The organism is Pantoea sp. Cy-640 (genome assembly GCF_011752635.1).
In the GTDB taxonomy this organism is placed as follows: domain Bacteria; phylum Pseudomonadota; class Gammaproteobacteria; order Enterobacterales; family Enterobacteriaceae; genus Pantoea; species Pantoea dispersa.
The window spans coordinates 598,345-617,703 of record NZ_VWXB01000002.1 but is presented as its reverse complement, the minus strand read 5'-3'; the positions used below and the strand labels follow the sequence as shown (position 1 = coordinate 617,703).

At 53.5% G+C, this 19,359-nt stretch carries 19 protein-coding genes; 9 read left to right on the top strand and 10 right to left on the bottom strand.

Translation table 11 applies throughout. From position 1 onward, the window contains the following. Positions 1-75: 75 nt before the first annotated feature. The 3 genes from F3J36_RS08465 to F3J36_RS08455 form a co-directional block, all read right to left on the bottom strand. The gene (locus tag F3J36_RS08465) at positions 76-1,272 is read right to left on the bottom strand and encodes a cupin domain-containing protein (RefSeq protein ID WP_211072920.1); all 1,197 of its coding nucleotides are present in this window, start codon (positions 1,270-1,272) and stop codon (positions 76-78) included. 344 nt (positions 1,273-1,616) lie between these two features. Next, on the bottom strand, positions 1,617-2,816 hold the full coding sequence (locus F3J36_RS08460; protein WP_166719437.1) for an FAD-dependent oxidoreductase: 1,200 nt from the start codon (positions 2,814-2,816) through the stop codon (positions 1,617-1,619). Between the two features lie 90 nt (positions 2,817-2,906). Further along, positions 2,907-3,941 carry an aldehyde reductase gene (locus tag F3J36_RS08455; RefSeq protein WP_166719436.1) on the bottom strand — a complete coding sequence of 345 codons (1,035 nt, stop codon included), beginning with the start codon at positions 3,939-3,941 and terminating at the stop codon, positions 2,907-2,909. Positions 3,942-4,049: 108 nt separating this feature from the next. On the opposite strand from F3J36_RS08455, the gene F3J36_RS08450 reads away from it, so the two are divergent. Beyond that, a complete protein-coding gene (locus F3J36_RS08450) occupies positions 4,050-4,982 on the top strand; it encodes an AraC family transcriptional regulator (RefSeq protein WP_247653153.1) in 933 nt (310 codons plus the stop codon). Between the two features lie 28 nt (positions 4,983-5,010). Here F3J36_RS08450 and mgrA read toward each other — a convergent pair whose 3' ends face one another. After that, complete coding sequence (mgrA, locus tag F3J36_RS08445; protein ID WP_166719434.1) at positions 5,011-6,045, bottom strand: L-glyceraldehyde 3-phosphate reductase; 1,035 nt, start codon at positions 6,043-6,045, stop codon at positions 5,011-5,013. A gap of 169 nt (positions 6,046-6,214) precedes the next feature. Here mgrA and F3J36_RS08440 point away from each other — a divergent pair, with 169 nt between their 5' ends. Further along, positions 6,215-7,114: a LysR family transcriptional regulator gene (locus F3J36_RS08440; RefSeq protein ID WP_166719433.1), complete on the top strand. Its 900-nt coding sequence runs from the start codon at positions 6,215-6,217 to the stop codon at positions 7,112-7,114. A gap of 162 nt (positions 7,115-7,276) precedes the next feature. Here the strand turns inward: F3J36_RS08440 and F3J36_RS08435 are convergent, their stop codons facing one another. Both F3J36_RS08435 and F3J36_RS08430 read right to left on the bottom strand, forming a co-directional pair. After that, a complete protein-coding gene (locus tag F3J36_RS08435) occupies positions 7,277-7,603 on the bottom strand; it encodes a DNA-binding transcriptional regulator (protein ID WP_021508992.1) in 327 nt (108 codons plus the stop codon). Continuing rightward, positions 7,596-7,979: a type II toxin-antitoxin system RelE/ParE family toxin gene (locus F3J36_RS08430; protein WP_021508991.1), complete on the bottom strand. Its 384-nt coding sequence runs from the start codon at positions 7,977-7,979 to the stop codon at positions 7,596-7,598. Before F3J36_RS08430 ends, F3J36_RS08435 begins: the two co-directional genes overlap by 8 nt. 305 nt (positions 7,980-8,284) lie before the next feature. Here F3J36_RS08430 and F3J36_RS08425 point away from each other — a divergent pair, with 305 nt between their 5' ends. Next, entirely contained in the window at positions 8,285-8,575 is a 291-nt protein-coding gene (locus F3J36_RS08425) for a hypothetical protein (RefSeq protein WP_021508990.1), read from the top strand. 24 nt (positions 8,576-8,599) lie between these two features. Here F3J36_RS08425 and F3J36_RS08420 read toward each other — a convergent pair whose 3' ends face one another. Beyond that, positions 8,600-10,027, bottom strand: coding sequence for a trehalose-6-phosphate synthase (locus F3J36_RS08420; protein WP_088517567.1), 1,428 nt, complete (start codon positions 10,025-10,027; stop codon positions 8,600-8,602). Positions 10,028-10,200: 173 nt separating this feature from the next. Beyond that, positions 10,201-11,064, bottom strand: a complete 864-nt coding sequence (locus F3J36_RS08415; RefSeq protein ID WP_166719432.1) for a substrate-binding domain-containing protein — start codon at positions 11,062-11,064, stop codon at positions 10,201-10,203. Positions 11,065-11,296: 232 nt separating this feature from the next. Between F3J36_RS08415 and F3J36_RS08410 the strand changes: the two genes are divergently transcribed. The 4 genes from F3J36_RS08410 to F3J36_RS08395 all read left to right on the top strand — a co-directional run bounded on the left by F3J36_RS08410 (position 11,297) and on the right by F3J36_RS08395 (position 14,048). Beyond that, entirely contained in the window at positions 11,297-11,992 is a 696-nt protein-coding gene (locus F3J36_RS08410) for a hypothetical protein (RefSeq protein WP_104093372.1), read from the top strand. Between the two features lie 98 nt (positions 11,993-12,090). Continuing rightward, the gene (blc, locus tag F3J36_RS08405; protein ID WP_021508986.1) at positions 12,091-12,621 is read left to right on the top strand and encodes an outer membrane lipoprotein Blc; all 531 of its coding nucleotides are present in this window, start codon (positions 12,091-12,093) and stop codon (positions 12,619-12,621) included. 232 nt (positions 12,622-12,853) lie between these two features. Then, the gene (locus F3J36_RS08400; RefSeq protein WP_071813630.1) at positions 12,854-13,150 is read left to right on the top strand and encodes a hypothetical protein; all 297 of its coding nucleotides are present in this window, start codon (positions 12,854-12,856) and stop codon (positions 13,148-13,150) included. 406 nt (positions 13,151-13,556) lie between these two features. After that, on the top strand, positions 13,557-14,048 hold the full coding sequence (locus F3J36_RS08395) for an AAA family ATPase (RefSeq protein ID WP_166719505.1): 492 nt from the start codon (positions 13,557-13,559) through the stop codon (positions 14,046-14,048). Positions 14,049-14,340: 292 nt separating this feature from the next. On the opposite strand, the gene F3J36_RS08390 is transcribed toward F3J36_RS08395, so the two are convergent. Beyond that, positions 14,341-15,186, bottom strand: a complete 846-nt coding sequence (locus F3J36_RS08390; protein ID WP_166719431.1) for a hypothetical protein — start codon at positions 15,184-15,186, stop codon at positions 14,341-14,343. A gap of 751 nt (positions 15,187-15,937) precedes the next feature. Here F3J36_RS08390 and F3J36_RS08385 point away from each other — a divergent pair. Beyond that, positions 15,938-16,921 (top strand): hypothetical protein, encoded by a 984-nt coding sequence (locus F3J36_RS08385; protein ID WP_211072918.1) that lies wholly within the window; start codon positions 15,938-15,940, stop codon positions 16,919-16,921. Positions 16,922-17,042: 121 nt separating this feature from the next. Here F3J36_RS08385 and F3J36_RS08380 read toward each other — a convergent pair whose 3' ends face one another. Further along, complete coding sequence (locus F3J36_RS08380) at positions 17,043-17,261, bottom strand: hypothetical protein (RefSeq protein ID WP_058770285.1); 219 nt, start codon at positions 17,259-17,261, stop codon at positions 17,043-17,045. A gap of 331 nt (positions 17,262-17,592) precedes the next feature. Between F3J36_RS08380 and F3J36_RS08375 the strand changes: the two genes are divergently transcribed. Continuing rightward, complete coding sequence (locus F3J36_RS08375; protein WP_166719430.1) at positions 17,593-19,305, top strand: ABC-F family ATP-binding cassette domain-containing protein; 1,713 nt, start codon at positions 17,593-17,595, stop codon at positions 19,303-19,305. Positions 19,306-19,359 lie beyond the last annotated feature (54 nt).

The following is a 19,359-nucleotide window of genomic DNA, read 5'->3' as shown; positions in this document are numbered from 1 at the left end:
CCGGGCGGGATATGCACGCCAGATGTGGACAGTATCAGGAGAGAACGCGCAGCACCGGCTGCGCGTGGCCAGGGGCTATTTCACTACCGGATGCTTCTCCTGCTGCAGCGCATTCATAAAGGTGTCGCTGAGATGCAGATGCTGGCGCACCAGCGCTGGCGGCGTGCTGGCCAGCCACTGGTTAAGCGAAATATCCGCGTAATAATCGCTTTTAAACAGTTCCAGAAAGCGCAGCGGCTTGTCACCCGTGTTTTCGATATAGTGACCCATGGCAAAGGGCACATAGCCGACATCACCGGCGCGGAAGTCAAACGTACGCGCCTGACCCGACGAGGCAAACACGCCCATCCGCCCCTGACCTTCCAGATAGTATTGCCATTCGTCGTTATTGGGATGCCAGTGCAGTTCGCGCATCGCGCCGGGAGCCAGTTCCACCAGCGCGGCGGCGATGGTTTTCGATACCGTAAAATTACTGGAATCAGTAATGCGTACCGTGCCGCCCGGCAGCGTCAACGGCTTCTGCGCCAGCATTTTATGCGAGAAGACCTGCTTCGATTTCACCCCGCCGCTCACCGCCGAAGCCGCCGCGCCGTCCGGTGCCTGCCCGGCAAAGATGTACTCCTCTTCTGGCGAGGGCAGCGTGTTAAACACCTCAGCCGGCACGCCAAAGTTTTTTGCCAGCACTTCAGGCGGGATATGTTTGAACCAGTCGCTGAGCAGAAAGGTACTGTCTTCATCGAAATTGCCGTTGTCGAAGGCCAGCAGGAATTCGCAGCCGTCCGGCCCGAGGCCCTGAATTGAGTGCGGCACGCCCGGCGGGAAATACCATAAATCGCCCACGCCAACGTCATCGACAAACCAGCCACCTGCGGTATCCAGCGCGGTGATGCGCGCATTGCCGTACAGCATGTAGGCCCACTCGCCCTCTTTGTGCCAGTGCAGTTCGCGGATGCCCCCCTTATCCAGCCGCATATCGACGCCAGCAATGGTGGTGGAAATGCCCAGTTCGCGCTGCGTCACCTGGCGCGTCCAGCCGCCGCTGCCCTTGCGCACGTGCGCATCGCTAAACGAAAAGCGCAGGTTGGGTAATGTGCCGCTGTCGGTTGCTGGCGGATCGACCAGATCCGGATTCAGCGCTTCGCGCACCGGATCGTGCGGGCCAGGGTCGCGCGGATGGTTGGGATCATTCGTCGGATAAGTCGCCACCTTGCCGTCGTGGGCATGGACTTTGCCGGCGGCCAGCGCCACGGTGCCACCAGCCGCGAAGGCCATAAAGCTTCTGCGAGATAAGTTTTCCAGTTTCATACCTGCCGTCTTCCTCAGTTTCTTATGGTTTGTGTCATGCCCCTTAACCATAATCAAACTGTGGCTTCCGCCAACCTTGTGTCACCGCTGAAATCAATAGAAAACCTTTATCATCGCGTAATCCCGCTATTCACCCGCCTCACGCCATTTACGCTTCGTTGAGATCGCGTTGACGTTCAGGTTATATCAGTCGACAAATAAGGCACAAAGTGATTAAACCCCCTCTCCGATTAAGCAATTTTTTTAATGATAGCCCGCCGAAAAAGTTAATTTAATGTTACAAAAGCATCGCAATTGCAATAATTACCCGGCTACGTTTTTTCTCCGGCGAGACGTGGCCGTTCCGGGCGGAAACCCATGCCAATCAATCGGCCAAACAGATGGCGTAAAAACGGATAGCGGCTGATGAGCTGCGGAACCTTACTGGGCGTGGTACGCGGGCGCTTGCCGCTGCTCATTTTGATCTGCAGGAATTGCGTCGCCACCGTCGGAAACTGCCGCCGCCGCTGCACGTTCTCTAAATCGCGCAGCGTGAGCGTGCCGTTTTGCAACGGCCGCGTCAGATAATTGGCGCTGGCCACCGCGTCCTGAATCGCCAGGTTCACGCCCACGCCGCCAATCGGTGACATCGCATGTGCGGCATCGCCAATGCACAGCACGCCGGGCTTCATCCACTTCTCCAGCCGATCGATACGGATGGATAACAGACTCAGCTGCTGCCACTCCTGCAGCTGCGCCATGCGCGCCACGCTGAACGGCGCAACCTCTGCCATGCGATTTTTCAGCGCGTCGAGCCCGGCCTGCTTCAGCGCCTCGAATTCGCCTTTCTGAATGGTGAATCCACACTGCCAGTATTCGCCGCGGTCAATGACGATGAAGTTTTGCTTCGGCCCCTTGTGGCCCATCCCCAGCTCGGGGTCGTCCGGCTGTTTATCCAGCCGGAACCACACCACATCGCGTGGAGCACCGAAGCTTTTACCCACCAGCCCGGCTTTCTGCCGCACCGCCGAGCGACGGCCATCAGCGCCTATCACCAGCGGCGCGTGAATTTCGTGACCTTGTAACGTTTTCACGCCTGCGATTACGCCATCCTGATAAAGAAAATCGTCAAAACCGGTGGATTGCAGCAGCGTGAAACCGGGATAGTGCGCCGCCTGGGCGGCGAGGAAAGTGAGGAAATCCCACTGCGGCATGAAGGCGATAAAACGGCAGCGCAACGGCAGACGGGAGAAGTCGGCCATGGTGATCTCCTGCCCGCCCACTTCCGCCTGTAACTTTTCCGCGCGCTGATGCGGCAGCGCCAGCAGCGCGTCGAGCAGACCCAGCTGGTGCATGATCTCCAGGGTTGAGGGATGAATGGTGTCGCCGCGAAAATCGCGCTGAAAATCGGCGTGCTTCTCAATCACGACCGCGCGCAGGCCGGCGCGCGTCAGTAAATAGGCCAGCATTAAGCCGGCCGGACCGCCGCCGACGATACAGCAGTCGGCGTTTATCACCTGTGGAGACGGCATGATATCCTCATCAATCGCTATATATGATAATTGTTATCATTTATATAGCATCTGCGCGTCACCAGGGTGATGATAAATGCCGCAGTCAGACTAGTGGTTTGCCACCAGCCCCAGCGCAATCAGGCTGCGCGCGGTGGCAAGAATGGCCTCCTGCGGACTGCGCGGGTGCCAGTTCAGCAGCCAGCCAGCTTTAGCGGCGCTGACATTCATATCAACGCCCAGCAGTTTTACCATTCCCGTCATCAGCGGATTTTGCGCTGCCGCCGCCCGCACCATGGCGTCACTCATTGGCTGCAGCGAAACCTTCTCTGCTTCTGCTGCCAGATGGGTTTTGAGCGTGCGCGCCACCTCAATAAGCGGCAGGCTGTGCCCCGAACTGGCGAGGAAGCGCTGCCCCTGCGCGGCGGCGTGGGTCATCGCCAGCACGTGCAGACTGGCCACGTCACGCACATCAACAAAACATGAGTTGATGTCAGGACAGCCTGGCTGCCCCTCCAGTAGCTCCTTCACAATGCGAATCGAATGTGAATAGTCGGCACCCAGCACCGGCCCCAGCACCGACACCGGGTTCACCGTGGCCAGTTCCAGACCGTTACCCTGCTCAGCGATAAACTGCCAGGCGGCGCGTTCCGCCAGGGTTTTCGATTTCTGATACGGCCACACATCGCCGCTGACATCGCTCCAGTCGTGCTCGGTAAAGGGGCGCGGATAGTCCGCTGGATGTCCGATACCGACCGCGCCAAACGCCGAGGTCAGCACCACACGTTTAACGCCTGCATCGCGCGCGGCGCGCAATACGCGCAGATTTCCTTCAATCGCCGGATTCACCCAGTCAGCTTCGCTTACCTGGCTGCCGGTCGGGGTGGGTGACGCGCCATGCAGCACGAAGCGACAGCCTGCCACCGCATCTTCCCAGCCCGCGTCTGCCGTTAAATCGGCAACGACAAATTGCAGCGCCTCGCCTGCGGCCACCCCGGCCTGCAACAGATGCGCCCTGACTTCAGCTTCACGTTCGGCATCACGTAAGGTGGTTCGCACCTGATAGCCCTGCTGCAGCAGCGCAATAATGCAGTACTGAGCGATAAACCCGCTGCCGCCGGTAACCAGAACTTTGTCATTACTCATCTTTTTTCCTCATCACAAGCATCGTTCATTCGACGCGCTCTACGTTAAGCGGCGGATGGCGTATTTTGAATGCTTGTAAATGCAGTTTACTTGCGTGATAGTACAGAAATGAGCCTTGATCCCTTTTCCGACATTCTGCGATTCGTTCGCGCTGAATCATTGCTGACCGGCGGTTTTACCGCGGGCGGACGCTGGGCGCTGCGTTTCCCTGCGCCCGAAAAAATTAAATTCTTCGCCATTATCAAAGGCAGTTGCTGGGTCATACTGGAAGGCGAACCTGAACCGTTCCACTTTGCCACCGGCGACGTCGGCTTGCTGAGCGCTAAACGCGCCTTCGTGCTGGCCAGCCATCCGGACGAGCCGCCGGTTGACGCCATGAGTGTGTTTTATGGCGCAGGAAAAGGTCATGCGCCGATTGGCAGCGGCGATGATTTTGTCCATATCGGTGGCCATGTACTGCTTGATCCTGCCAGTGGTCGTTTACTGACCCACGTATTACCTCCCTGGATTCAGGTACCGGCGGCGTCACCGCAGGCGGCGTCATTCCGCTGGGTGCTGGATCAACTGGTGCAGGAAGGCCAGCATGTTCAGCCGGGATCGCAGCTGGCAACGGCCCAGCTGGCACAACTGCTGTTCATCCAGATTCTGCGGGCGCATTTGCAAACCAGCAGCGCACTGCCCGCCAGCTGGCTCCGAGCGCTGAACGATGCGCGATTGGCACCGGCGTTACAGCGGCTGCATGGCGATCCGGCGCGCAACTGGCATCTGGACGAGCTGGCGCGTGCCTGTGCCATGTCGCGCACCCGTTTTGCCCAGTATTTTCGTCAGGTGGTTGGCATTACGCCGATAGCCTATCTGACGGCGTGGCGCATGCGGCTGGCAGAGCGTGCGTTGCAGGAGGAAAATGAGGCGGTGGCCGTGGTAGCGCAGACGCTGGGTTACGCCTCAGAGAGCGCCTTCAGCCATGCTTTTAAGCGTGAAACGGGTCAGTCACCCAATGCATTTCGCCGCGCCGTGCGGTTACAGCAGGCGCAGCGATAAAACGCGCCGCGTTGCGCGGCGCCGGGCATCATTTAAGTTGCGAAGAGACGCGCCACATATCCACCCCACCTTCGGTGGCGTAGCAATCAATGTCCGCCAGTTCCTGTGCCGTAAAGGTCAGGTTGTCCAGCGCGCGCAGGGAATCGCTTAACTGATCAACCGTGCGGGCACCAATCAGCGCAGAAGTGACCCGCTCATCACGCAGCGCCCAGGCGATCGCCATCTGCGCCAGCGTCTGATCGCGCGCTTCAGCAATCGCGTTGAGCGCGCGAATTTTTGCCAGGTTCTCTTCGCTGAGCATGGCAGAAAGACGCGGATCGCTGCCGCCGGCGCGCGCGCCCTGCGGTACGCCGTTGAGGTATTTATTGGTCAGCATGCCCTGTGCCAGCGGGGAAAAGGCGATGCAACCGCTGCCGAGCTCCGCCAGCGTATCGAGCAGCCCGTGCTCAATAGTGCGGTTTAGCATCGAGTAATTGGGCTGATGAATAAACAGCGGCACTTTCTCATCGGCCAGAATCGCAGCGGCCTGACGCGTCAGCTCTGGCGAATGGGAAGAGATGCCGACATACAGCGCCTTACCCTGACGATGCAGCTGTACCAGCGCGCCCATGGTTTCTTCCAGCGGCGTATTCGGATCTACGCGATGACTGTAGAAGATATCGACATAATCCAGCCCCATGCGGCGCAGGCTGTTATCACAGCTGGCAATCAGATGTTTGCGGGTGCCGGTCGGGCCACCATACGGACCCGGCCACATATCCCAGCCGGCTTTGCTGGAGATAATCAGTTCATCACGATACGGGGCAAAATCCTGCGCCAGCCAGCGACCAAAGTTCTCTTCAGCCGATCCCGCTGGCGGACCGTAGTTATTCGCCAGGTCGAAATGGGTAATGCCGTTATCAAACGCGTGGCGCAGGATCGCTCTGCCGGTCTCAAACACGTCAACGCCGCCAAAATTCTGCCATAGCCCCAGCGAGATCAGCGGCAGCACCAGGCCACTTTTGCCGGTTTTACGGTACTGCATGTTGGTCTGATAACGCGCTGGCGATGCAACATAACTCATAACAGATTCCTCTCATTAAATGCCGCCGTACAGGTGCACAGAAGACATTGTTTTGCCTTCCTGCAAAACCGCGCGGCTAACAGGCGATTGCCGGACAAATTTTTACCGCGTATCGTTAATCTGTAAAATTCATTATTGTGATTAAATTCATCTTTTATGGAGATAACTGATGGAATTGCGCCAGATGCGGCACTTCATCGCCGTGGCGGAACATGAAAATTTCACCCGCGCCGCGCAGAGTATGCATATTGTGCAATCGGCCTTGTCCACCTCGATCAAACAGCTGGAGGAGGAACTGGGCGCGCCGCTTTTTATCCGCTCCACTCGCCAGGTGCGCCTGACCATGGCCGGGAAAGTGTTTCTCGATTACGCCAGAACCATCGGCGCCTTTGTCGAAAAAGCGTCACAGGAAGTGGCAGCGATCGTGGCGCTTAAGACTGGAACCCTGTCGATTGGCACGGTGCAAAGCGTGCCGCCATTTATCGATCTGCCGCAATTACTGGAAACCTTTATTCGTCGCTTTCCGGATTTTGACGTCAAGCTGTGCCAGGGATCATCGGCGAAGCTCAATGCAAAAGTGCACAATCAGCAGATCGATCTGGCGATTATGCCGGTGGAGGAAGTCTCCGACCGGCTGTCGTCGCGCATCATCGCCTGCGATGAAATCGTGGTAGCGTTCGCCGCCGATTATGCCGGATTCACCGCAATGCAGCCGGACGTCACCATGGCACAACTGGCGCAGCAGTCGTTTATCGATTTCGAAGCCGGCCAGGGCACGCGCAAGGTGAATGACAACAGTTTTGCCCTGCAGGGGCTGAGCCGCAAAGTGACGTTTGAAGTCAGCGATCTGGAAACCCTGCTGAGTCTGGTGGAACGCAATATGGGCATTGCCCTGCTGCCCGAACAGGTAGTGAAAGCGCGCAGCACGACGCTGCATTATTGCCGCATCAGCGACGTTGATGTGTGCTGGGAACTGGCTGTGGCCTGGCTCAGCGATCGTCCCGGCAGTATGAACGTCTACGACCGGCCAGTGCAGGAGTTTATGGATATTCTGGGCAGCAGCGATTAGCGCCGGGGCGGGTAACGGCGGGATAGATACTAACAGGCATAAGATCTATGCCTGTTTTCATCACTCAACCCAGCGTCACAGCGTGATTTTGGCTGCGGCGTCACGACAAATTCGTTGTGTCACGCAATGTCAGGCCACGTTATCCTGTGGTCGCAAAAATGATTAACGCAATACCTCAAGACCCTTTCTATCAATGAGGTTAAGCAGGCGCAGCGCAGCGCCATTTGGCTTTTTCTCCTCGCGCTCCCATTTCACCACGGTGGCCGGGGACAGGCCAATATAGGCGGCTAACATGGCCTGACTCAGACCATGACGCTCACGTAACTGACGAATAGCCTCGCCTGACATCAGTTGTAAAACCGGCAGAGAGGTACGCAGCTCACGTAATCTGACACGTGAATCGATTTTTTCGGTAAGCTCATCGCTAATCACCCCCAGCGGGTTAAAATCATGCGCGATTTCCTGCAGATCTTTTAGATGATCAACCATCGCATATTACCTCTCGCATTTTTCTCGCCTTTATCGCTGCTCTTTCCTGCTCAGTCGTCATGGCAAACAGTTGACTGGCTACCTGTCTGTAGAGATTAAGCTCATCCTCTTTAATCTCACGTATGCCACTCTTCGTGGTCGATTTAGCGTAACCGTTAACAAAAAACAGATGTTTTTGCGATTTGAACGCGACAATGGCTCTGGCTCCGCCGCTTTTGCCGGCACCGAGCGGAATACGTTTTTTGTAAACACCACCCCCCAGGCTGGCCTCATACTGTCCGGCAATCAATTCGCGGGCAGCCAGACAGAGCTTGATGTCCGCAATCATGTCACCTTTGAAATTTCGGTCGAAGGGCTTCAATACATAAATGGCCATGCTGTTTCCCTGCTTTATGAAGAAGAGGACTGTCCTTGTCCTTGCCTGAACCACCTATGCTACTAAGTACAATAGCATCTTGCAACGCCAGCGCGCATCAAAGCGCTAAAGAGTGAAAGGGATGACACTCCCGCCTGTACAGAAGCGCTTTTGTTGTATAAGTTTAAGGGTGCTGTCGGGGAAAAATTTCGCTCAGCAGGTCACACATTTCCGACAGAGGAAGAGCGACACTATCAGTCGTTGATTAGGCTTTGGTTTACCTGCACCAGGCAATGCTAAACGCAACGCGGATACTGAGAGCTTTTATGTATAGAAGTGAAGATGAAAAACTGGCCGACATTGTCATGGGCGATGCCGTGCTGCAATTGTTAAAACAAGCCGGACCGGTAACCACTCTCGCGCTGCTGGAAAAACTGCGCGCGATGGCGGCATCAGAAACCGATCCGGCACGCCAGCGCGCGTTTCGCTATGCGATTGCTGAAGTGCAGAACAGCAAAAGTGCGCCACAGGGCGAAGCAGTGGCGTTAAAAGGTAGCGATAACGTGACCCATATTTTTCGCAACCGTGATAATACGGGCAAAAACACCCGACATTAGCCCCGCTCTGCCCCAGTCTGCTTATCAATAACGTAACCGCCCGCTTATGCCTGCGCCCGACAGGTGACGGCTACACAGCTGCACACTCTCCGGCTGCTGCTCATCCATTAACAGGGCGAGGAAGCTGTCGGCCCACCAGTGACAATCATAGCGGTGCAGATTATTCAGCAAGCGCGCATGACGGTTCTGACGGTCGCTGAGCGGCAGCCGCAACGCCGTATGGATGGCATCCGCCATTGCATCAGGATCGTAAGGATTAACGATCAGCGCGCCATCCATCTGTTCGGCCGCACCCGCGAACTGTGACAGAATCAGCACGCCGGGATTTGCGGGATCCTGCAGCGCAGCATACATTTTCGCCATCAGGCTCATGCCCGCCATCAGTGGCGTCACCAGTGCCACCCGCGCCGCGCGATACAGCCCGGCCAGCTCCTCACGGCGATAATCGTGGTTGAGATAGCTGACCGGATACCAGTTGAGCATACCGTGCACGCCATTAACCTCACCGCACAGATTTTCCAGATTGTGGCTGATCGCCTGCTGCCGGTGCGGGTGTCCGCTGGCAGCAGAAGCCAGCTGCAATAACATCATGTTGCCCGCATAGTCGGGATGATGGCGCAGCAGCACTTCCAGCGCGCTGATGCGATACGGCAGACCTGCGCTGTCGTCGAGATGACCGCCGCTCAGCACCGTGTTGGCCGGCAAATGTTCGCGGCTCTGCTGTTCCATATACTGGCAGCTGTTACTCTCAAGTAACGCCTGAACCTCAGCCAGATCGATCCCGACCGGAAACACGCCGGTGGTGATGATGTGACCGTGCACGCGCAGACGGTTCCTGCCTAAGCGTTCAGCGCGAAACTCGCTCTCCAGCCACAGCAGAAAGTTATTCATATCCTGCCCGGTCTGGAAGCCAATCAGGTCGCAGCACAGCAGCGATTCTGCCAGGCTGCGCCAGTCAGGGATCGCTTCAAACAGCTGACCGGACGGAAACGGCTGATGTAAAAATAAACCGATGCGGTTAGTTAAGCCGGTATCACGCAGCATTTTTACCGTTGGGATGAAGTGATAATCCTGCAGCCAGACAACATCGTCCGGCATGGCATATTCGGCGATGGCGTGGGCATAAGCCGCATTCAGCTGGCGATAGGCCTGGAAGCTGGCGCTGGTGAAACGTGCCAGGTCCGGACGCTGGTGAAACACCGGCCACAAGCCCTGATGGACGTAGCCGTGATAGCCCTCTTCGTATTCTGCGCGCGTCAGCGCAAACTGCAGCCTGTCGTATTCGTTACCCTGCTGAAAGCTAAGCGTGCGCGCCGCTTCCTGCGCAGCGACGGTACGTTGTCCATCCCAGCAGACCCAGAGGCCACCGCGTCGCGCCATCAGGCGATCGTAAATGGCTGCCAGCGTGGAAGACTGATGCTGATTATGTGTGACCAGAATAGTGCCGGGCATGATATTTCCCTTTGAGGTTGAGGCGCGCCACAGTGCCGCCTGCTGCGCTGATTTAACCGCCGGCAATATAAAAAAGGCGTAAAGAAAACCTGCGCGGATATAAAAATCCGGCAAAGATCAGCGCCAGTGTGTGGAAATCAACCCGGCGCCCAAGGGGGAAAGACTTGCAGCGATCAGTGACGGATGGCGCAGCCGCACTGCGACATTTCGCCAGGCACATATTTGCCGTGATGCGAATGGCGCACCTGCAGCTCACCCTGCTGCCAGGCGCGGCTGTGGTCCGGACGCTGATCCAGCAGCCGGTTCAGGGCTTCCGTCACCAGTAAATCACGGCGCGGTGCCCAGCTGCTCAGGTGCCATGTGGAACCGCGCGCCTCGTCAGCATCATCAAAGCCCACTACGGCGATATGCGCGCCCTGACCGAAGTCGCGCACGGCCTGCAGTGCGCCAAAGGCCAGCTCGTCGTATTCGCACATCAATGCATTAATGCGTTCTGCCGCACGGGTTTTCTTCAGATAAGCCATCATCGCCTGATAAGCCTGCTCACGGTGAAGGGCGCCGGCGTGCAGTGCTGCGTGCAGCGTCTTGTCCTCCGCCTGCAGGCTGGCAATAAACCCCTGCACCTGGCGCGGCGGCGTGTCACTTGCCTGCACCTGCATGGCGCCCAAACGCTGGTGCCCCTGCGACAGCAGCAGTGCGCCAAGCTGCTGCCCGGCGTGATACGCATCGGCAATCACCACATCAGCGCCCGCGCTGTCGTTCGGGCACAGATGCACCGCGCGCAGCGATGGCAGCAGGTGCGCGGCGATCTCCTGCGCATCCTGACACGGCGAGCTCAGGAACAGCAGTCCGCCCAGCGGCAGCGACGCCGCGTTCCGCAGCGCGGCCTGAAAATCCTCGCGCGTGGCGGCGCACAGCAGCACCGGCAGCAGATCACGCGCACTGAGTTGACGCGTGACTTCTTTGAGCATGTGCATACTGTGCGGATGGCTGACATCATCGCTGACGATGCCGATGAGCGGCGAATGGACGGACATAACTGACCTCTCCTGTTACGTAGGGTACGGAAAAAATTTTGACGTATGAGTATGAAATTCCACGTTACCCGAATAATCAGATATCGCCAATCGGTGGATGCGAAGGATTGCTGTTCTCCTTTCACCCGGTGCGTGTTGACGGCGGCAAAATGCGCAGCCGCTGCACCGGACGCCCGGTTAGCTTCGTTTTACGTTACACTGACGCCACGAATATTTTGCTAGCGGAAAATTTATGCGCATCACCCTCGATCAGGCCGATCAGCCTTTTATTCACCGCTTACTGGGCGAAGAGATCGCCAGTATCGATTCCCCGTCTGACGAACAACTGCGCCTGCGACAGGCGTTGCAGGATGCGCGGTTACAGAGAAATCATGAAGCAGAGCTCGACTGGAAACGCAACGCGCTCTATCTGCTGCTGTTTGTGTTCCTGTATGGCGCACTGGGCTGCTCGCTGACGCTGGATTTGAGCGCGGTGGCACAAGCGTCAAGCCATAAAAGCATTGCCTATGCGCTGGAAGCGGTACCGGTCCTGATCGCCTTCTCTGGTCTGTTCCTGTCGCTGCTGTTTCTGTTCGCCGCGCGCGGCAGCGCACGCCGCCTGCACAACTGGGATCACACTATCGTGCTGCTGGAAAAATACAGCGGCTGCAACCTGAGTCTGCAGATTAATGAAATGGGGGCGCGCACCACGCATTACTCGCAGTCGGCGATTACCGTGGCGCTGGCGATGTTTATCTGCCTCACCTGGGTGGTGATGTACAACTACTTCACCTTCACCACCAGCGGCGTGATTGGCAGTGTCATCTCGCTGTTTATTACCACTATGACCTACGTGATTCTGGATATTCAGCTGCTGAAATCCGGCAAATCGATCGCTATCGATGAGCCGGTGATTCCGCCAGAAGATGAGGTTGAGAAACGCCGGTAATCGACAGACCGGCAGCGGCGTAAGGTTTTGCGCCGCGCCGGTTTCGCTATCCTTATCTATACTTCAGACAGGATTTTGAGAGATATAAAGGAGTTGCGATGAAAATCTGGCCGTTAGTCGCCATCACGGCACTGTCTGTTACCCTGGTCGCCTGTAAATCCCCGACGCCACCTAAAGGGGTGCAGCCCATCACCCACTTCAATGCCGATCGCTATCTCGGTACCTGGTATGAAATTGCCCGACTCGATCACCGTTTCGAACGCGGTAAAGATCATGTGACCGCCACCTACGGCAAACGCAGCGACGGCGGTATCAGCGTGCTGAATCGCGGTTACGATCCGGAGAAAAAAGCGTGGAGCGAGAGCGAAGGCAAAGCTTACTTCACCGGCAAACCTGACGTCGCCGCGCTAAAGGTCTCGTTCTTTGGACCTTTTTATGGCGGTTATAACGTGATCGCGCTGGATGAAGATTATCAGTATGCACTTGTCGCCGGGCCGAACCGGGGGTATCTGTGGATTCTGTCGCGTCAGCCCACCATTCCGGCTGAAGTCAAACAGCGTTATCTCGCCTATGCCCAGCGACTGGGCTTCGCAACCGATCAACTGATTTGGGTTAATCAGTCACGATAAGAGGGTGCAGCGCCAGTGACGCCCGCGCGGGCGTCAGTGATTACCCTCGCAATAAGCAGAGTGAGGTCAGCAGCAGGCACTGCGTAAATTGACGGCCTTAGTTTCTTATTGAAAAACGGGTGTTGAAGATCTGTTAAGTCAGCAGAGATAAAACGGATGGTAGTGTATTTCTTCGTGAGTATTACCCGCCGCGGCAGCCTGAGCTGCCCGTTACGAATCGAGAGGCTAACCAATGAGTAAGTATTTTCTGGCCTGCTTTTTGGCACTGTTCGCATGCTCTGTCAGCGCTGGACAGGGAGGAGCCGGAGGTCAGGGAGGAAACGGCGGCTATGCGGGAGAATCCGGCGCTGACGGTGGAAACGGTTCAGATGGAGGTAACACTGATGGCTCTGCCGGCAGGCCGGGATGTCCCGGCGGCACCGATCCTGATGCGGACGGAAAATTTTATCTGCCAGGTACCACTCAGGAGTGCAATCCAGGCAAGCATGATTCGATGAAGGTACATCAGCCGACGGTAACCGGTGCTTAATTCGCTAGCGTGTTGCCGGGTAAATGTATGTTTGGGCCAGCGTGTCATTTATTTCCCCGTCATGTACGGTTTCAGTCACTCTCTAAGCGTCAGCAGCAGGCTGGCGGTAAGCATGCTCAACCAGAGCGTTTTGATATACGGAATACAATGAACTGCCTGCGCACTGCCCGTTAGTCTTAGCCTCTGGATATGTGGAGTTGCTGTGAATGCCTGCTTTGTGCCAGAAGCGGAAGTCGCAAATTTCGCGTAGTATTAATTACACAGTAGCGAACCACAATTTTGCCAGTAAAAATTGTCGTTACGTTAGATGTTGATGTTTTCTTGTTATTGGCTGAATTATTTGAAGTTTTAGGTGAACGGGGTGAAAACTTTAACATTAGATGATCTTGGCCCACGCATATGCATCATGGGGCCATCAAATAGCGGTAAATCCACACTGGCAAGAGCAATTTCTTCTAAGACGTCATTACCCTTAATTCATCTGGACCAGTTGTATCATTTACCTGATACAAAATGGATTCCCCGTGTACCTGAAGAATTTTATCGGTTACATGAAGAGGCTGTTAGTGGAGAAAGATGGGTGATAGAGGGCAATTATACAAAGTGTATTTATCCCCGACTTGAACGTGCTACAGGGCTGATACTACTTGATGTGCCAGCAGCGATAGCACTTCAGCGCTATATACGGCGATGTTACTCGTCAAAGCCCAGAATAGGTGGTCTCACTACCCGAAGGGAGAATATTACGTGGGAAATGCTTAAATACATTGTGCATATTGCGCCTAAAAACCACCTTCGTCATAGGCGGCTTTTCGAGCAGGCAACCATTCCAAAGCTCATGTTGTCATCACCTCGCGATATTACCGCCTGCTATCGAATCTGGGGTATTTCACTTTAATTTCAATAGCTTATTATGCTTCCAGTTAGATCCTATCATTCATCAGAGCTGTAACTCGCACAATTTAACAGCCGGCCACATTCAATTTACAGGGAAGGTAATAAACCTGTCTGCTAATCGCTCATAGCGGCCGTTGCGATGTAAAGTTCCGCTCCGTGCCAAAAACGGACATTGTTAACATCTATCTGTATTAATCTGTGGGATCAGGTCATATTGACTTCTACATGTTCGACACATAAGGGAATCCTTCACGCCTGCTAAAAACAACATTCCTGCCTTATAAAAAATTAATCTAATTAGTTTTTTGAACAAGCGCCAAAAAGTCTGAAGCTATACTCCAAGAGATTTTATTTTGAGAGTCGATATAGTGCCTCAATTCTCTGTCAATCTCATATCGCTTCATTATATCATCTGTATTTCCCCTAGAGTCATAGATTTTCATTCTACCTTGAAGCAACTTTACTTTATCTTCAAAACCATCTGGATATTTATTTAGTCTTTCTTTGTTTTTTTCAAGCGCAATAGAGATTTTTTTCAAAAGAACATTGCGAAGTCTTTCCGGTATATTCCCAGCACTTTCATAAAAATTATGATTACCCATCTTTATTGCATTACTAATTGCTGTGTATGGCTTAACATATAATTCGTCAAATTTAGGATAGGATGGGGAACTACTAAGGCTTTTGTTCACCCGGTTTATGCTGCTCCTTAAGTAAGTATTTCCAATCAATCCATTAAAGTTTTCCCAGAAAACTGATGACAAATTTCTGTTGTTATCATCGACTGCTTTTTTAGCCAAAGATCTCTGTTGTTTTAATGCGCGAATTGACTCTGATAATTCAGCATTTGTGGATTTTAATTTCCTTTCCAATTCATCTTGCTGGACATTTAAACTATCAATATCCTTAAGCAATTCACTCTGTGCTAAAATATTACCTTGGAGAATATCAGATGATCTCTTTAACTCTTTTTTTAAACCATTAAGTTCAAATTCCTTTTTCGCAATATCCTCAGAGAGCAATTCCTTTTGATAAATCGGCCTGACAGTATAAAAATAACCGAAAATAGCAAAGGCAACTAAGAAAACCTGTGATAAATGGCTTATACGATTTAAATAAATATCAAGTCTGCTTGGCATCTACTTTAATTTCCTGTAATTAATTCTGCGTGAGTCTAGTAGACCTCTCTTATTGCATTCAGAGATTACACTAAAGAAACTGCCAGCTCTAATCAACATGTTACACATTCAAGTTTTTCAACTATAAAGTACAACATAGCGGTTCCACTTTTATGTCAGGAGATACCCGTTATGCTCATTTGGAACTAAAGAGCAACTGCAAACATACGTGACAGTTTCCCAGTTGATTGACATAAGGTATTGCTAGCAACATCCATGACGACTCAATTACTAACGTCGGCTTCTCGCTCATAGCTGCCCGAGGTCTTTCCAACGGACTGCATTATGCCATTGATGGTACTCAGGGTGCCACGGGTTTGAAACACGAATGTCTGCTGATCGCTCAGGCTGTGTGTAAGCCCTGCCCAAAAATGAAGTATGCGCATCTGCGCAAAATCTGGCAATGCCCGACTGGCTGGCTAGCCAGATTTTACGTATGAGCGCAGTTTTCAGCCTTGCTTTTGGCAGTTTAAGAGACCAAAACAGTTTTCACACAGCCTGCGCTCACAACTGACCTTCAAGTCTGTCAGGTGACGGCTTCATGCAAAGAGAGGATGATAGATTTAGCAAAGAAAAATCTATAAAATAGTCAGCGCCGTTTGACGTTCAAGAATATAAAAAAATCATCACTTACAAAGTATGATAAAATTTTTTAGGTATATCCTATATAGATAGACAATTTTTACCTTCATAAGAGGAAATAAAGAAAATCATGGATATGGCACATTCATATGAAAACATGTATTTAACTTTAAGAGGGATACCAACTGACTCCGTTGAAGACGAGAATATTTACTTTATACGTGACCCTCAAGGAGCATGGTATCCAAACATAGGAAATCATTTTTATGAGATCGATGCGCTATGTGTTAATATCCATGATGCTCTAGCCAATAGAATATTTGATGGGATAGAAAACTATTACGAATTCCTTCATGTGGCTCCTGATTTTTTATCAACAGCAGGTATGAACTCAGAGTCCTTAGTTTCAAAAGAAACATTCATTTTATTTATTGATAAATTAAAAGGTGATACTGACATAAACAAAGGCCTTTATCTTTTCGATTGTCGTAAAATCGTAAGTAGCATACAGGAATGCTGTAAGGAGGTTTTGCAACTTCAAGGAGAGTTTTATTACACGTTAAATTTTGAACCCTTGTTTTTTCCTAATATTAAAGAGGAGGATGGTACAAGATATGTTTCATCTCCGATCGTAACTAAGCTCTTTGCATTACTTAGTTTTATTTACATCCGAATGTACAGCTTGCTTGACTACATAACAAAACTAGCTATAGAAATTGAAAATTTAAAAAAACAATTCTCTTCTTATAATAAACTGACATCCAAAAACTCTCAATATGGCGATAAAAAGAAGACGAGACTTAATAATTATAAAGGGACTCTATTTGAGCAATGTTCTTTTATTAATGAAATAGAAACCGTACGAAACCATGTCATACATGATGGTCTTTTAGACGATATGCCAAAAGCATACAAAGTCATCCTGAATGGTGAGTGCATTGAAAAATATTTACTTTTTCCTGACCAAACATCAGGAGGACGTTTTGAGTCGTACAAAAGTCGAAATTTATTTTATAGTGGTGATACCAAAATAAATCAACTTCTCCCAGAAATAACCAGCCAATTTCAAAAAAGACTTTTGGTTACTTTAAAAGAGTTACTTGTTAAATTCTGATCTGCTCCCCATTAAAACTTCATTCCGGCAGTTAGCGACGTCCGCTTTTCGCTCAAAGCGGACATACACTTGTTCACACTCCGCTTTATGCCAAAGGCAAACATCTCAACATAACCAGGTTTTATTCGATGCGTTTCACATCAGGATGATGCTCAGTTGCAGCTTCATGAAAGATATCACCCAGCCAGCCTGCAATTTCGTCTTCTGGCATATCATCTGGAATAGCGATATCGAACATTCGCGAAAATTTTCTTTCTGTCACGTCGGCACGAAACACCTGCCAGCCATCCTCCTTGCGCAGAACACCAATGTGGCGGCCAAAAACGTCATAAATCAGCATATTCACTCTCCTGTGATATCAATCAGACTCTGACGCCATACTATACCAGCGCCGATTCAAATCGCTGGAAAAAGCCGCACACCGCCACTATTATCGGCTGACTTATTCACCTGCTGATAACTAAGGAGGATCTCTATGCCGTCGTGTGAACTGTTTGTTTACTCACACTTCTATGGTGACTGGACCCGCTCAGGTTTTAACGCACTCGTGCTGCGATAATCCGCCTGAGCGAAGTTCTGACAATCTAATCCCTTCTCTCCGGCTTACCGGGTTGTCGTCAGCGAAATTCTGACGTCAGGCTTTTTTGCGCCTGCAACTTGAGAGTAAGTAGATGAGCACACTCCTTTCCGCACATGCCGTCGGCTTCGACAATGCCTTTGGCCCGCTTTTCCATTCCCTGGATTTCAGCCTGAAAAAAGGCGACCGCATCGGCCTGATTGGCGACAACGGCAGCGGTAAAAGTACCCTGCTGAAAATTCTCAGCGGTGAACTGGCCGCCAGTCACGGCAGCGTCACACCCGCCAGCCACTGTCTGCTGGCGCGCATCGAACAACACCTGCCGGAAATGTTACTTAAGGCCTCATTGCTGGATGGCGTTATCGCCCGGCTGCCCGCAGCACAGCGCAGCAGCGAGCGCTGGCGTGCCGAGGCGCTGCTGCATACGCTGGGTTTCAGCACAGCGCAGCAGTCACAAACCGCGGCGACGCTGAGCGGCGGACAGCATATGCGGCTGTTGCTGGCGCGCGCGCTGATTCTGCAGCCCGATTTACTGTTGCTGGACGAACCGGGTAACCATCTCGACCTGCCGACCCTGCTGTGGCTGGAGAATTTCCTGATCGGCTGGCAGGGCAGCTTTGTGCTGGTATCCCACGACAGCGCACTGCTGGACCGCGTCACCAACTGTAGCGCAATCCTGCGCGATCGCACGCTGCACGTCTTCCGTCTACCCTGCACGGCCGCCCGCGAGGCGCTGGCGCAGCAGGATGAGGCGGATGCGCAGCGCCACCAGGCACAGCAGCAGGAGATTGCCCGGGTTGAGAGCAGCGCAAAACGGCTGGCGATCTGGGGCCGGACCTATGACAACGAAGGTCTGGCGCGTAAAGCAAAACAGATGGAGAAGCGCATCGACTGGCTGAAAGCCGCGCAGACCACGCTCAGCGCCGGCAGTCCGTGGCAGCTGCAGTTACAGGGCGAAGCGCTGCAGGCGGATCGCGTGCTGGCGCTGCCGCCGATGTCGATTCAGCCTGCTGCCGGGGCGCCGACCCTTTTTTCCCTGCCCGCGCTGCAGGTGAAAAGTGGCGATCGCATCGCGATTGTCGGCCACAACGGCTGCGGCAAATCCTCACTGCTGCGCCAGCTGTGGCACAGCTGGCAGCAAGGCGACAGCCCGCTGTTTCATCCGCGCGCCCGCGTCGGCTATTACGATCAGAGCCTGCAACAGTTGCGTGACGACCAGACGTTAAGCGCGGCGCTACACGGTTTCGCTGCGCTGAGCGATGAGCAGTGCAAAATGGCGCTGATTAGCGCAGGCTTTCCCTGGCTGCGCCACCAGCAGAAAGTTGCCTCCCTCAGCGGTGGTGAGCGCTCGCGCCTGCTGTTTGTCGGCCTGACGCTGGCGCGCTATTCGCTGCTGCTGCTGGATGAGCCGACCAACCATCTGGATATGGCAGGCAAAGAGGAGCTGGCGCAGGCGCTGCAGCAGTTCGCCGGCGCGGTGCTGCTGGTGTCTCACGACCGCAGCCTGATCGCCAGCAGCTGCAATCGCTTCTGGCTGATTGAACAGCAGCAGCTGAGCGAGTGGCACGACTGGCCGCAGGTGACCGCCAGGCTGGCCACCGCCCATGTGCCCGTCGATCACCCGCTTGCCGCTGCTGCCGTCGATGACCGCCCGGGCGATGAAGATGCGCTGTTGCAGGCGCTGCTGGTGCTGGAAGAAAAGCTGCAGCAGGACGAAGCGCGTAAGGCAAAGCATCAGAAACCGGCGCAGCAGCAGCAGTGGCGCAGGGAGATTGCGCAGCTGAAGCAACAGCTGAATCTGCTCTGAACGGATTGACTGACGGGGTATCGCTAACCCACAACCTGCGCCAGGGATGGCGCA